The organism is Streptomyces sp. NPDC002580, assembly GCF_042889485.1.
Lineage (GTDB): Bacteria > Actinomycetota > Actinomycetes > Streptomycetales > Streptomycetaceae > Streptomyces.
Window position 1 is genome coordinate 336,564 of sequence record NZ_JBIAQZ010000008.1, and the last position, 14,017, is coordinate 350,580.

The 14,017-nt window shown below is 71.7% G+C and carries 12 protein-coding genes; 10 read left to right on the plus strand and 2 right to left on the minus strand.

Going from position 1 to position 14,017, the window contains the following annotated elements:
* Positions 1–181 precede the first annotated feature (181 nt).
* From sigK to ACFYW7_RS25360, 8 genes are all read left to right on the plus strand, one after another.
* On the plus strand, positions 182–775 hold the full coding sequence (sigK, locus tag ACFYW7_RS25325; protein ID WP_389506128.1) for an ECF RNA polymerase sigma factor SigK: 594 nt from the start codon (positions 182–184) through the stop codon (positions 773–775).
* On the plus strand, positions 772–1,506 hold the full coding sequence (locus tag ACFYW7_RS25330) for an anti-sigma factor domain-containing protein (RefSeq protein ID WP_389506130.1): 735 nt from the start codon (positions 772–774) through the stop codon (positions 1,504–1,506). The genes sigK and ACFYW7_RS25330 overlap by 4 nt, the downstream gene beginning before the upstream one ends.
* A 196-nt stretch (positions 1,507–1,702) precedes the next feature.
* Positions 1,703–2,548 carry an MIP/aquaporin family protein gene (locus ACFYW7_RS25335; protein WP_389506132.1) on the plus strand — a complete coding sequence of 282 codons (846 nt, stop codon included), beginning with the start codon at positions 1,703–1,705 and terminating at the stop codon, positions 2,546–2,548.
* A gap of 24 nt (positions 2,549–2,572) precedes the next feature.
* The gene (gene glpK / locus ACFYW7_RS25340) at positions 2,573–4,090 is read left to right on the plus strand and encodes a glycerol kinase GlpK (protein ID WP_389506134.1); all 1,518 of its coding nucleotides are present in this window, start codon (positions 2,573–2,575) and stop codon (positions 4,088–4,090) included.
* Between the two features lie 418 nt (positions 4,091–4,508).
* Positions 4,509–5,000, plus strand: a complete 492-nt coding sequence (locus tag ACFYW7_RS25345) for a peptidylprolyl isomerase (protein ID WP_389506136.1) — start codon at positions 4,509–4,511, stop codon at positions 4,998–5,000.
* A 296-nt stretch (positions 5,001–5,296) separates the two neighbouring features.
* The gene (locus tag ACFYW7_RS25350) at positions 5,297–5,944 is read left to right on the plus strand and encodes a hypothetical protein (RefSeq protein WP_389506138.1); all 648 of its coding nucleotides are present in this window, start codon (positions 5,297–5,299) and stop codon (positions 5,942–5,944) included.
* 369 nt (positions 5,945–6,313) lie between these two features.
* Entirely contained in the window at positions 6,314–6,742 is a 429-nt protein-coding gene (locus ACFYW7_RS25355) for a DUF485 domain-containing protein (protein WP_389506142.1), read from the plus strand.
* Positions 6,739–8,394, plus strand: a complete 1,656-nt coding sequence (locus tag ACFYW7_RS25360; protein WP_389506144.1) for a cation acetate symporter — start codon at positions 6,739–6,741, stop codon at positions 8,392–8,394. Before ACFYW7_RS25355 ends, ACFYW7_RS25360 begins: the two co-directional genes overlap by 4 nt.
* Positions 8,395–8,723: 329 nt before the next feature.
* Here the strand turns inward: ACFYW7_RS25360 and ACFYW7_RS25365 are convergent, their stop codons facing one another.
* Together ACFYW7_RS25365 and ACFYW7_RS25370 are read right to left on the minus strand one after the other, a co-directional pair.
* Entirely contained in the window at positions 8,724–10,217 is a 1,494-nt protein-coding gene (locus ACFYW7_RS25365) for a long-chain fatty acid--CoA ligase (protein ID WP_389506146.1), read from the minus strand.
* Positions 10,214–11,365: a TauD/TfdA family dioxygenase gene (locus ACFYW7_RS25370; protein ID WP_389506148.1), complete on the minus strand. Its 1,152-nt coding sequence runs from the start codon at positions 11,363–11,365 to the stop codon at positions 10,214–10,216. The genes ACFYW7_RS25365 and ACFYW7_RS25370 overlap by 4 nt, the downstream gene beginning before the upstream one ends.
* Positions 11,366–11,445: 80 nt before the next feature.
* Here ACFYW7_RS25370 and ACFYW7_RS25375 point away from each other — a divergent pair, with 80 nt between their 5' ends.
* Entirely contained in the window at positions 11,446–12,447 is a 1,002-nt protein-coding gene (locus ACFYW7_RS25375) for an AraC family transcriptional regulator (RefSeq protein ID WP_389506151.1), read from the plus strand.
* A 343-nt stretch (positions 12,448–12,790) separates the two neighbouring features.
* Complete coding sequence (locus ACFYW7_RS25380) at positions 12,791–13,843, plus strand: 3-keto-5-aminohexanoate cleavage protein (protein WP_389506154.1); 1,053 nt, start codon at positions 12,791–12,793, stop codon at positions 13,841–13,843.
* Positions 13,844–14,017: the final 174 nt, after the last annotated feature.

Sequence of the window (14,017 nt, forward strand, 5' to 3'; positions counted from 1 at the left end):
CCGCGGGGCGGAACGGCTACGTATACCCGGTGACGACGTCCGCCTCCGCGCGGCTCGGGGCGACATCGACCCGGCCGGGTGCGCGCGCGTCGGCGAACGGCCCTGTCGAGCTGCGAAGGAGGCTCCCGGGACGGAAGGTCGAGCCAGACGAGAAGCAGGCGACGGACGGATTCCCCGAGTGATGTCCACGACCGGTCAGGACGGGCACGCGGCGCCACGGCACTCCGCGGAGGAGTGGCTGGACGCCCGGCTCGAACGTGCCGCACAGGGCGACCACGACGCGTTCGCCGACGTCTACGACACCCTCGCGCGCCCGGTCAAGGGCCTGATCTGCCGCGTGCTGCGGGACGAGGCGCAGGCGGAGGAGGTGACGCAGGACGTCATGGTGGAGCTCTGGCGGACCGCAGACCGCTACCGCGCCGAACTCGGCGGCGCCCGGGCGTGGGTGCTCACCCTCGCGCACCGCCGGGCCGTCGACCGGGTCCGGCAGGTACGGGCGAGCACGACGCGGGAGCGCCGCAGCGCGCTGCTCGCGGAGGATCCGCCCTTCGACGAGGTGGCGGAGACCGTGGAGCGGCACGAGGACCACCATCGCGTCCGGCGCTGCCTCGCCGCGCTGGAACGGCATCAGCGCGTGCCGCTGGTCCTCGCGTACTACCAGGGCATGACGTATCTGGAGGTCGCCGCCTGCCTGGCCACTCCGGCGGGAACCGTGAAGTCCCGGATGCGCTCCGGGCTGCGCGGCCTGCGCGCCTGCCTGGAGGCCAGGTCATGACCGCCGCCGAGGACCCGCACCAACTCGTCGGCGCGTACGTGCTGCACGCCCTGCCGGCGGCGGAGGAGGCGTCCTTCGAGAACCACCTCGCGGGTTGCGCCGCGTGCCGGGAGGAGGTGGCCCAGCTCTCCGCGGTCACCCTTCGGCTCGCCTCGGCCGAGGACGCGGCCCCCTCGGCCGAGCTGCGCGGCCGTGTCCTCGACCGGATCGCACGCACGCCTCAGGAGCGTCGTCCCGGTCGCGCTCCGGTCCGGCGGCGGGCGGCGCGCCTCGCGCTGGCCGCGTGCCTCGCCCTCGCGGCCGCGCTCGGCGGCGTCGCCGTGTGGCAGCACACCCAGGCGGACGACGCACGCGCCGAGGTCGTGCGCCGGCAGACGCGGACCTCCGCCCTCACCGACATCCTCACCGCCCCGGACGCCACGATCAGCACGCGGAAACTGCCGGACGGGGCCGACATGAGCGTGATCGCCTCCCGGTCCACGGGCCGGGCGGCCGTCGTCGCGTCGGACCTTCCGCGCCTCGACGACGGCCGGGTCTACGAACTCTGGTACGCCGCCGACAACGGAGAGCTGCGCCCGGCGGGCCTGCTCCCGGGTTCCGGCGGCGCGCACGCCCAGGTGCTCCGCGGCTCCCTGGACGACGTCAGCGCCGTGGGGATCACCACGGAGCCCGCCGGTGGATCACGCCGGCCCACCAGCGAGCCGCTCGGCATCGTCACGGTTCCGGCATGACACCTTCCGCGTCCGTTCCGCCGACTTCGCGGACATGCCGCTCCGCCACCCCACCGCCCCGAACCCCCACCTGAGACTGAATGATATATTCTGCCCCTTTTGGTGCAATTAGCTCTTGATCATCCTATGCTGATGGGAAAGCGGGGCCCGGGCGTCGGCGGGCGGCCGGTCCCGGACCGGCGGGAAGGGGGCTTCCATGAGCGAACGGTTCGGAAGGTCGGGGCTGATCGGCGAGCTGTCCGGCGAGTTCCTCGGCACGATGATTCTCATCCTCTTCGGATGCGGCGTGGTGGCACAGGTGGTCGCCGGTGGAGCACTCACGACGCCACCGGGCGGCCTGGGAAACCACGACAGCATCGCGTGGGCCTGGGGCATCGGCGTGACCATGGGTGTCTACGTCGCGGCACGGCTGAGCGGCGCCCACCTCAACCCCGCGGTGACGGTCGCACTGGCCATGTTCAGGGGATTCCCCTGGCGCAAGGTGGCGCCCTACGTGGTGGCCCAGACCGTCGGCGCCTTCGTGGCGGCGCTCGTCGTGCGCTGGAACTACACGGACGCGCTCGCCAAGGCCGACCCCGGCCACACGATCAAGACCCAGGGCGTGTTCTCCACGCTGCCCGCCAACGGCAACCCGAACCTGCCCGTCCACGAGTGGGGCGCGTTCCGCGACCAGATCATCGGCACCGCAATCCTGCTCCTGGTCATCATGGCCGTCACGGACATGCTCAACACCCCGCCCGGCGCGAACATGGGCCCGTTCGTCATCGGCCTGCTCGTCGTGGGCATCGGGATGGCCTGGGGCACACTCGCGGGCTACGCGATCAACCCGGCGCGTGACTTCGGCCCACGGCTGGCCAGCTTCCTCACCGGATACGGAGGAGCCTGGCGAGATCAGTACGGAAACCTCTACTTCTGGGTCCCGATCATCGGTCCGCTGATCGGTGGCGTGCTCGGCGCCGGCATGTACAAGCTCTTCATCGGCCGGTTCCTGCCGACCGCCGGGCCCGAGCCCCCCGGACGCGTCCCGGCCTCCGAGGCCTGACACCCCCGACAGAGGCGGCATCCCATGGCTGACTTCGTGGGCGCGGTGGACCAGGGGACCACCAGCACCCGATTCATGGTCTTCGACCACGCCGGCAACGAAGTGGCGAAGCACCAACTGGAACACGCCCAGATCCTGCCGCGGTCCGGCTGGGTCGAGCACGACCCGGTGGAGATCTGGGAACGCACCAACTCGGCGATCCAGAACGCCCTGCGGCACAAGAACCTGTCCGCGGAGGACCTGGCGGCGATCGGCATCACCAACCAGCGGGAGACCACGGTCGTGTGGGACCCGCGCAACGGCCGTCCGTACTACAACGCCATCGTCTGGCAGGACACCCGGACCGACTCCATCGCCGCGGCCCTCGAGCGGTCCGGCCGGGGGGACGTCATCCGGCGCAAGGCGGGCCTGCCACCGGCGACGTACTTCTCCGGGGGAAAGATCCAATGGATCCTGGAGAACGTCGACGGCGTCCGCGAGGCGGCGGAACAGGGACACGCCCTCTTCGGCAACACGGACGCCTGGGTCCTGTGGAACCTCACCGGTGGTCCCGACGGCGGCGTCCACGCCACCGACGTGACCAACGCGAGCCGCACCATGCTGATGGACCTGGAGACCCTCGACTGGGACGACGAACTGCTGGGCTTCTTCGGTGTGCCGCGGGCCATGCTGCCCGCCATCAACCCCTCGTCGCACCCCGAGGCGTTCGGTACGACCCGCACGTCCCGGCCGCTGCGCGCCCCCATCCCCGTCACCGGGGTGCTCGGCGACCAGCAGGCGGCCACCGTCGGACAGGTCTGCTACGCGCCCGGGGAGGCCAAGAACACCTACGGAACCGGCAACTTCCTGGTCCTCAACACCGGTACGGAGCTGGTCCGTTCGCGGCACGGCCTGCTGACCACCGTGGCCTACCGGTTCGGCGGGAGCCGCGCCGTGTACGCCCTGGAAGGCTCCATCGCGGTCACCGGATCCGCCGTGCAGTGGCTGCGCGACCAGATGAAGGTCATCACCGACGCGGCCGAGAGCGAGACGCTGGCCCGCACCGTCGAGGACAACGGCGGGATGTACTTCGTCCCGGCGTTCTCGGGCCTCTTCGCGCCGTACTGGCGCTCCGACGCGCGCGGCGCGATCGTCGGACTCGCCCGGTACAACAGCAACGCCCATCTGGCCAGGGCGACGCTGGAGGCCATCTGCTACCAGAGCCGCGACGTCGTCGAGGCCATGGAGCAGGACTCCGGTGTCCATCTCGACGTGCTCAAGGTCGACGGCGGCGTGACCGCCAACGAGCTGTGCATGCAGATCCAGGCGGACGTCCTCGGCGTACCGGTCAGCCGCCCCGTCGTCGCCGAGACCACCGCGCTCGGCGCGGCCTACGCGGCGGGTCTGGCCACCGGCTTCTGGCGGAACACCGACGAACTGCGCACCCACTGGCAGGAGTCCAGGCGCTGGGAACCCCAGTGGTCCGAGGACCGGCGTCAACAGGGGTACGCGGACTGGAAGAAGGCGGTGGAACGCACACTCGACTGGGCGAAGGTCGAATAGGCACGTCGACGGGCCCCGGTCGCCCCCGCGCGGCCGAGGGCCCGTGGTCCGGCTCCTGACGCGTGGCGCGTGAGGGGCCGGACCTGCCGGTGTCCTCAGATCCGGTCGCGAACCGGCCTGCCGGAACCGTGAATCGAGGCGCCCTTCCCGAAGTCCCCCGTTCGGCGGCCCGCCGAAGGCGTGGACCGTTCGGGGCGGACGGACGCGCGGTTCCCGGCCCGCTGGGGCGCGGATCCGGCCGCCGGGTCGACCGGTTCCGCCCTGGTGGAAATCTCGGTGATGTCCGGAACGCGGTTCGCCGGCGGTTCAGCGCTCCGTGACCACGGCCACACGGCGAATGATCACCCCCGGTCACGCGTCCGACCCCTCAGCCTCTCTATGCTCGGGGGCGACATTCGCATCCATGAGGAGCAGAGCAATGAGCGAGAACGTCTTCTTCGAGGTCACCGCCGACGGCGAGCCGCTGGGCCGCATCGAGTTCAAACTCTATGACGACGTCGTCCCGAAGACCGCGCGGAACTTCCGTGAGCTCGCCACCGGCACGAACGGTTTCGGGTACAAGGGTTCGCCGTTCCATCGGGTCATCCCGGACTTCATGCTCCAGGGTGGCGACTTCACGCGGCAGAACGGCACGGGCGGCAAGAGCATCTACGGCGAGAAGTTCGCCGACGAGAACTTCACGCTGAAGCACACCAAGCCGGGACTGCTGTCCATGGCCAACGCGGGCCCGAACACCAACGGCTCGCAGTTCTTCATCACCACCATCGTCACCGACTGGCTGGACAACAAGCACGTCGTCTTCGGCGAGGTCGTGTCGGGCATGGACGTCGTGAAGGCGATCGAGGCGCTCGGCAGCCGCTCCGGCACCACCTCCAAGAAGCTCGTCATCTCCGACTGCGGCACCGTCTGACCGGTCCGACGGCCCGGGTCCGTCCCGGGGACGCGTGCCGACGGGGGCGGCGGCGCACCACCCGCCGCCCCCGTCGGGTGCGCGCCGCGCGACCCGTCACGCGGGACCCAGCGGCCCCCGGAAGCGATCGTGACCCGCCTGTCGCCCGGGCAGGAAAGAGTTCAGCCGGATTCGTGGCCGGATACCGCTTCGGCGGGACCGGCCCGCCTCCGAGGGGTAGCCCCTAGCGCAGATCGAAACCGCGCGAGGGTTGGGGGACCCGAGTGGTACGGAGGGGGCGGCCGTCCGTAACGGACTTGTCCGGACGCGCGCAACGGCGGCGGACGATCCGCAGGCTGCGCGCGGAGGGAACGTACGGGCCCGCGCTTCGTGACGTGCTGCCCGCCCTGGCCGTGGTCGTCGCCACCCTGTGCGCGGTCGTCGCCGGACTCGCCGTCGGCTACCGCGCGGCCGGCATGGCAGTGCCTCTGGGCGCGCTGGTCCTGCTGGCCGTCGGCGCCCCCGCGGCGATGCTCCGTCACCGGCCGTTCGCCCGGCGCCGCCGCGGCTTCTACACACCCGAGGAACTCTCCGAGCTCGACACGCAAGGGCTGGCCCTCGCCGTGTCGCGGATGCTGCGCCGGGACGGGTGGCGCGTCCTCGCTCCGCCGAGGACCGAGGACCGCGTCCGGGTACGGGTGCGCGCGCGGGACGGTCACGGGCGGCGTCTGGAGGTCGCCTTCCGGCCCGTGGCGGAACCGCTGCCCGACGAGGACGCGCCCTCCCGCACGGCCCGTCCGGACCGAACGGGCCCCCCGCTTCGTCTCGTGGTGCACCGCGGGGCGTTCAGCCGGCGTGACGTCCAGTGGGCACGTCGGCAGGGCGGCGTCCGTCTGATCGACGGTTCGTGCCTCACGCGCTGGGCGCACGGGACGCCGCTGCACGAACTGAGTGACTCCTCCTGACCGCGGACGGGCGTGACCGCCGGCTTCCGCGGGATCCGCGCCGGGCGCACCGCGCCGGACCGGCTCGACGACGGCCCCACCGCTCGTCCCCCGTACCCCGGGCGCCCTCCGGCGGGGCCGGAGGGACGACGCGTCCCGTGCGCGGAAGGTCTCCGCCCAGCGCGCCCCATCCCTCACTCCGGGCCCCGCCACCACAGCGGTTTCACCGACAACAGGCGAGGTCAGCGGCTTGGACGCACTCCGACCAGGCACTTGAGGGAAACCGCTTCGCATGGGCCGAAGGGCCGAATAGCGTGCGAGGACCCGAGCCGCTCCCCCACCGTCCCACGGTCCATGTACGCCGGGCCGCACCCCCACCAGGAGACCGGCATGTCGTACGACAGCTCCGTCCCGCATCCCGAGCGACCGACCCGAGGACAGTACGGCGACCCCGTGCCTCAGGCCCCCGAGCCCGCCGGGGAACCGTTACGCGGCGGGGCGTCACCCCGCACCTGGACCGGGCACCATCGCGATCTGCGCATCCTGCGCCGCGCCTACCGGCGGCAGCGGCGCGTGACCACGTTCACGGTGCTCGGCTGTTTCACCGTCTTCCTCGGACTCTCGGCCGGCTGCCCCGGCCTGATGGCCCGTCCCGTCTCCGGAGGTCTGCCGACGGGGCTGGTGATCGCCCTCTCCCAGATCCCGGCCACCTGGCTCGCCGTACTGCTCTACGAGCGCACCGCCCGCCGCTACGTCGACCCCCTCGCCCGCCGCGTGAACCGCAGCACCCCCTGGACGAGCGCCGAGCGGGACAGGTGAACGCCTTCGGCGGCTCCACGGAGTCCTGGTCCCTCGTGGCCTTCTCCGTAGCGGTCACGATCACGCTGCTGCTGTGCGTGGTGACCGGCCCCGACAGCGACGACCTCGCCGAGTTCTACACCGGCTACCGCTCGCTCTCCCCGCTGCGCAACGGACTGGCCATCGCGGGCGACTACATCTCCGCGGCGACCGTCCTGACCATCGGCGGTGTAATCGCCCTCTGCGGCTTCGACGGTGTCGTCCTGGCGCTGAGCACCCTGCTGTCCCTGCTGGTGCTGATGTTCCTGCTGGCCGAACCCCTGCGGAACACGGGCAAGTTCACGATGGGTGACGTGCTGGCCCGCCGGATGCCCGGACGCGGCGTACGGATCACCGCGTGCGGTGTCACGATCGCCGCGCTCGTCCCGATGATGCTCGTCCAACTCGCCAGTACGGGGCAGCTGTTGGCGTTCATCCTCGGTTTCTCCGACAACGCGACGAAGACCGGCTGCATCATGGGGGTCGGCGGCCTGATGATCACCTACGCGGCGATCGGGGGCATGCGCGGCACCGCGTTGATCCAGATCCTGAAGATGGTGGTGCTCCTCGGCTCCGGAACGGTCGTCGCCGTGCTCGTGCTGAGCCGGTTCCACTGGAATCCCGCGGACCTGTTCACCACGGCCGCGAAGCGCAGTGGCGCTCCGGACGAATTCCTGCACGGCGGGCTCCAGTTCGCCGGCGGCCCGCACCCGCGGCTCGACATGATCAGCACGCAGTTCGCCATCGTGCTGGGCGGCGCCTGTCTGCCGCATGTGACGATGCGCATGTTCACCGCGAACAGCGCCCGCCAGGTACGGCGTTCGATGTCCTGGGCGGTGTCCTCGGTGGCGTTGTTCATGCTGGTGGCGGGGGTCGTGGCCATCGGCGCGACGGCGATGGTCGGCCGGGCCGGCGTCGCCGCCGCGGACCCGCGCGGGCACACGGCCTATCTGCTGGGCTCGCGGGCCGCGTTCGGGCCGGCGGTGTCCCGGGCGGAGACCCTCGTGCTCACCACGGTCACCACCGCGATCTTCCTCACGCTGCTCGCCTCGGTCGCCGGGATGACACTCGCCTGCGCCAACTCGCTGGCCCACGACATCTTCGCGGGCGGGAAGGCCGACATGTCACCGCAGCGGGAGACGGCCTTCGCGCGTGGCTCGGCCCTGGTCGTCGGTGCCCCCGTGATCGCTCTCGCGGTCCTCGTCCAGCACCGCAGTCTGCAACCCCTCGCCACGCTGTCCTTCTGCGTGGGCGCCTCGGCGATCGCCCCCGCCCTGGTCTACAGCCTCTTCTGGCGCCGCTACACGCGCGCCGGTCTGATGAGCACGCTCATCGGCGGCACCCTCGGCGTCCTGATCCTGATGCCGGGCACCAGGCTGGTGTCCGGCTCGCCGACGTCCGCCTTCCCCACCGCCGACTTCAACTGGTTCCCGTTCACCACCACGGGGCTGGTGTCGATCCCGCTCGGCTTCGCCTTCGGCTGGCTCGGCAGTGTGCTGTCGGGTCGCCGCGCGGCGACCCGGGAGCGGGGACGGTACGAGGCCGTCGAGAGCCTGATCCTCGCCGGGCCCCGCCGCCGGAGCGCCGACGGCGGCAGGGCGGTCCAGCCACCGTCCTGGAGGCCGGATCCGTGACGGGGCGGTGCCTCACCTCCGCGGTCGCGGGGGCGAGGCCGTGGTCCCGGGGGCTCCGCCGACGGGACGGGTCCCGCCGGGAGCCGGGTCGGCCGCCGCCCTCGCCTTCCGTCCGTTCACGGTCCCGTACGTCCGGCAGACGGCGCCGCGCGAGCACGGGGAACGACCCACGTTCCGGCGCAGGGGCTCGCCCGCGTTCAGGCACCGGGGTTCTTCCGCGTTCCGGTCCATCGGCCGGGGTCGTACGTAGCCGGCCCCGCGCGATCGGGCGCGGACGGGCCGGTCTCCTCGCTGCCGCCGCGAGGAGACCGTCCCCCGCCCTCAGCGCCTCACGGGCCGCTGACGACGATCTCGCGCTTGAGGATCTTGCCCGTGGGCCCCTTGGGCAGTTCGGTCGCGATCGTGACGACGCGCGGGTACTTGTACGCCGCGACCCGTTCCTTGGTGTGGGTGATGATCTCCTCGGCCGTGGCCTTCGCGCCGGGCCGGAGCGTGACCACCGCGGCCACCTCCTCACCGTGCAGCGGGTGCGGCACACCGACGACGGCCGCCTCGGCGACGGCGGGGTGCTCGTACAGCACCTCCTCGATCTCCCGCGGGTAGACGTTGTAGCCACCGCGGATGATCATGTCCTTCTTGCGGTCGACGATGAAGTAGAAGCCGTCGTCGTCGACGCGGGCGAGATCGCCGCTGTGGAACCAGCCGTCGCGGATCGCGTCCGCGGTGGCGTCCGGGCGGTTCCAGTAGCCGGTCATGATGTTCTCGCCGCGGATGGCGATCTCGCCGACCTCGCCGGACGCGACCTCACCGCCGTCCTCGGCGACGAGCCGCATCTCGACGCCGCGGATGGGAACGCCGATCGACCCGGCCTTGCGCGGGCGGTCCGGGTGGTTGAACGCGGCGACCGGTGACGTCTCGGACAGTCCGTACCCCTCCAGCACGGGAGCGTCGAAGCGCCGCTCGAAACCGTGCAGCACCTCGACCGGAAGCGCGGAACCGCCGGAGACGGCCAGGCGCAGCCGGCCGAGGTCGAGCCCGTCGGGGAGTTCGGCGTGGAGGAGCGCCGCGTACATCGTCGGCACGCCCAGGAACACGGTGACCCCGTCCCGGGCCATGATCTCCAGGGCTCGCTTCGGGTCGAACCGGGGCAGCAGGGTCAGCGTGGCGCCGGCGGCGACGGCCGTGTTGAGCGCGCAGGTCTGGCCGAAGGCGTGGAAGAGGGGGAGGCCGCCGAAGAGCACGTCGTCGGGTCCGACCTGGAGCAGCGTCTCGGACGTGGTGAGGGTGTTGGTGGCCAGGTTCCGGTGGGTGAGCTGGGCTCCCTTGGGCGTTCCGGTGGTTCCCGAGGTGTAGAGGATCAGGGCGGGATCGTCCTCGGTCCGCTCTACGGCCTCGCGCAGCGGTTCGTGGCCGCGCAGCAGGGCGCCGAAGGCCTCCGGCTCGGTCACCAGGGCCTCGGTCCCCGTCTCGGCGGCGGCCTTCGTCACCTCGTCGGCGAACAGCGGGGACACCAGGGCGACGCGCGCTCCGCAGTCGCGCAGGGTGAAGGCGACCTCGCGGGCCTTGAGCAGCGGGTTCATGGGGACGACGACACCGCCGGCCCGCAGGATGCCGTAGTAGACGACCGGGAACAGGGGGACGTTGGGCATGGTCATCGCGACCCGGTCGCCCGGCGCGAGACCGCGGTCCAGCAGGAGTGTGGCGAGCCGGGCGCTCGCGTCGTCCAGTTCGGCGTAGGTCAGCGTGCTGTCGTCGTGGCGGACGGCCACGCGGTCGCCGTGGGCGGCGGCCGAGGCGGCCAGGAGGGTGACGAGGTCGGTCATGCCGGGGATCTCCTAGAGTTCGTTCCGCTGGGCGAGGCGGTGTCACGGGGTCGGATCACATCACGAAGGGTGACCCGGTGCCGGGTGGCCTGGCCGCCGGGCCCCTGGGGGAAGGCCAGCCAGAGGCACAGCGCATGGCTTCTGCGTTCCGGCGATTCATGGTCCTCGAACGCCGATCGGGCGTGCATCACCCGGTGCGTGTTGACCAGGAGCAGGTCACCGGCCCGGAGGTCGAGGTCGAGCCGGTGTTCCGGGGAGGCCGACACCTGGTCGATGAGGTCGAAGAGTTCACGGTCCGCCGGCTCCAGGCGGGGCACCTGGGGGAAGCGCTGGGCCGATTCCAGACAGTACCGGTCGTAGCGCAGGGTCAGCGCGTCCGCGGAGCCGTCGTGGCGGGAAACCAGCGGGGCGGTCGTGCAGGGCGCCTCCTCGGGAGCCTGTTCGTCACGGCGGTCGAAGCAGTACGGGCGGTACAGGCGCTCGGCCAGGTCGGGGCGCAGGTCCCGTACCGCTTCGAGGACCGCCGCCGAGCTGACCAGGGAGACGTGGCCGCCCGAGCGGGGCGTCCGCAGCGGCAGCAGGGCGAGGAGATCGGCGCCCGCGGTGTGGAAGGGCAGCGCCTCCCGCGTGCCGTGGCCGCGTGCGGCGGGGCCGCCTCGGCCGTGTCCGGTGTCCCGGACATGGCCGAGGACGAGTCCGTCCGCGTTCTGGGGGACGGGGTGCCCCAGGTGCCGGACGAGGCCCCAGAAGACGGTGCTCGCCGCCGTCTCGCCGAGGCGTTCCACGGGGATTCCCCGGACGACCGCGAAACCGCGCCCCCGTGCGAGGTCGTCGGCGACGCGGGCCAGCTCGCCGGCGAGTGTGGGGAGCGGGAAGTCGGCGGCCGTCAGCCTCAGCAGGGTGCGGTCCCGTCTGCGCGCCTCGCGCAGGGCCGAGTCGATCTCGGCGAGTCCCGCGGCCGAGAGGCGCGGTCGCCATTCCTCGGAGTGTGCGAGGTCCGGGCCCTTCCACACCGAGGGGTCCGGGCGGGGCGTGGGCAGCGCCTGGTCCGCGTCCGTCGTTCCGGTCATGTTCGCCTCCGATCCGTCGCGCGTCCACCTGCCGGCGAGGGCTCTCCCTGAGCGGGCCCGGCCGGTGAACGGCGTCATGCTAGGTTCCTCGACCACCGCCGCGCTTGTCGTGACGGGACAGGAGATTTGGCTTTTCGGGACATTCCTGGAGTGTGCTCATGAGACCCCTGGTCCGCACAGCCGCCCTGAGCGGCTACGTCGAACTGTGCCGATCCCTCGGCATCGACCCGCAGGCGCTCCTGAAGCGGGTGGGTCTGGACACCGCCGCTCTCACCGTCCAGGACCGGTGGATCTCCGGCACGGCCGCTGTCCAGGTGCTCGAACTGTCGGCCGCCGAGTCCGGCCACGAGGACTTCGGGGTACGGCTGGCCGAGTTCCGCCGCTTCTCCAACCTCGGGCCCATCAGCCTGGTGGTCCGCGAGGAGCCCGACGTGCGCAGCGCGCTGGAACTGCTGATCCGCCACCAGTACATGTACAACGAGATCCTGCACGCCCGGCTGTCCGAGGGGGACGGGCTGGCCACGCTGAAGGTGGATCTGCGGCTGGGCGAGGTGATGGAGTCCCGGCAGGCGACGGAGCTGGCCGTGGCCGCCTTCCACCGCATCCTCGGCGCCTTCCTGCACACCGACTGGCAGCCGCTCTCCGTGTGGTTCCGGCACTCCGCGCCGACCGACGTCTCGGCACACGTGCACGCGTTCGGACCCAGCGTGGAGTTCGGCCGCGAGATCGACGGCATCGTCTTCTACGCCGACGACCTGGACGCGCCCAACGCCATGGCCGACCCGCTGCTGCGCGAGTACGCCCGCCAGTACTTCGACGCGATCGCCGTGCCCAAGGACACCACCGCCGCCGACCGGGTGCGCGAACTGATCGAGGTCCTGCTCCCGACGGGACGCTGCTCGGTCGAGCAGGTGGCGCGCAGCCTGGGCGTGGACCGGCGCACCGTCCACCGCCAACTGGCCGCCACGGACGAGACGTTCTCGTCCCTCCTGAACGCCACCCGCCGCCACCTCGCGGAGCAGTTCGTCGCCAACCCTCGGCGCTCGCTCACGGAGATCTCCGATCTGCTGGGCTTCTCCTCCCTGAGCGGTTTCTCCCGCTGGTTCCGCGAGCAGTTCGGCTGCAGTCCGCGGGAGTGGCGCGGCAGCCGGCCCTCTTAGTCAACTCCCCTGCCGGGACGGGCGGGACGGGTAGGTCCGCCGGCGCGCCCTCTCGAAGCACCTGGCAACAGATGTCCCCAAATGACAAATCATCTGTCCCGTGGCGGCAAGCACACCCCTGTGACCGGCCCTACCTTGGCACCACCGCACAGAAGACGCGGTCGGCCGCCGGAAGGGAGCCGTGCCACCCCCCGCGCTCCTTCCTGAACGGCCGACCACAGCGGGCCGGTTCGCGCCCGCTGCCACCGGTGACCCGCATCGATCCCGCCGGACATCCCAGCCGCGCGCAGCACGCGGCGATGTCCCCGGCGAGTGATCACCGATCCGACGAAGGAGACGGACCGTGCACTTCCACGACGACTCACTGTTCCCCGAGAACCAGGAGAAGTTGGTCATCCAGGCCGCTCCCTACGGGCCCGAATGGCTTCCCGGGGACGCCGACGACCTTCCCCTGACGATGGACGAGCACGTACAGGCGGCCGTCGACTGCTACAACGCCGGCGCCACCGTGCTGCACATCCACGTGCGCGAGCTCGACGGCAAGGGCTCCAAGCGGCTGTCCATGTTCAACGAGCTCATCGGACGGCTGCGCGAGGCCGTGCCGGACATGGTCCTGCAGATCGGCGGATCGATCTCCTTCGCCCCGGAGGGCGAGGGCTCGGACGCCAAGTGGCTCGACTTCGACAGCCGCCACATGCTCGCCGACCTGGACCCGAAGCCCGACCAGGTCACCATCGCGATCAACACCAGCCAGATGAACATCGTCGAGATCATGACCGACGACGATCTGGAAGGCACCTCGATCGCCAAGCCGGACTACTACAAGGCGTACCGGGACATGTACCTGGAGGCCGGTCCGGACTTCTACCTGGAGCACCTCAAGCGCCTGGCCGCGAGCGGCATCCAGCCGCACTTCCAGCTCGCCACCCTGGCCCAGCTCGAGACCGTCGAGCGGCTGATCCGCGCCGGCATCCACACCGGACCGCTGATCCTCAACTACGTGGCGATCGGCGGCGGTTTCGCCGGCCGTCACCCGGCCGACCTCATCGAGTTCGTCCGTCGCGCCCCGGACGGCGCCGTCCTGACGATCGAAGCCTCCATGCGCGCCGTGGCGCCCATGAACGCGATCGGCATCGCGCTCGGCGTGCACGTCCGGGTGGGCAACGAGGACAACCTGTGGCGGCGCAAGGGCGAGCGCATGTCCAGCGTCGAGCAGGTCGAGCAGATGGTGCAGATCTCCGAGGCGCTCGGCCGTGACATCGCGACCGGCGCGGAGGCCCGGAAGATCTACAAGCTCGGCGAGACCTACTCGGGCGCCGACGAGACGCTGGCCCGCCTCGGCATGGTCCCGAACCGCGTTCCCGGCCGACGCGGCTTCATGCTGCGCGACGCCTGACCGGACCGCGCACCACCACGCCGGCGGGCCCGGCCGCGGCCCGGATCCCCGTCCGGGCCCGCCGGGCCGCGGCGAGGACGACCGTCCGGCGACGGGCCGCGGCCCGCACGCCGGTCACACCCCGTCACCCGCTCGAACGACGGCCCTTCCCCCAGGCCGCGCCTCGGCCGATCG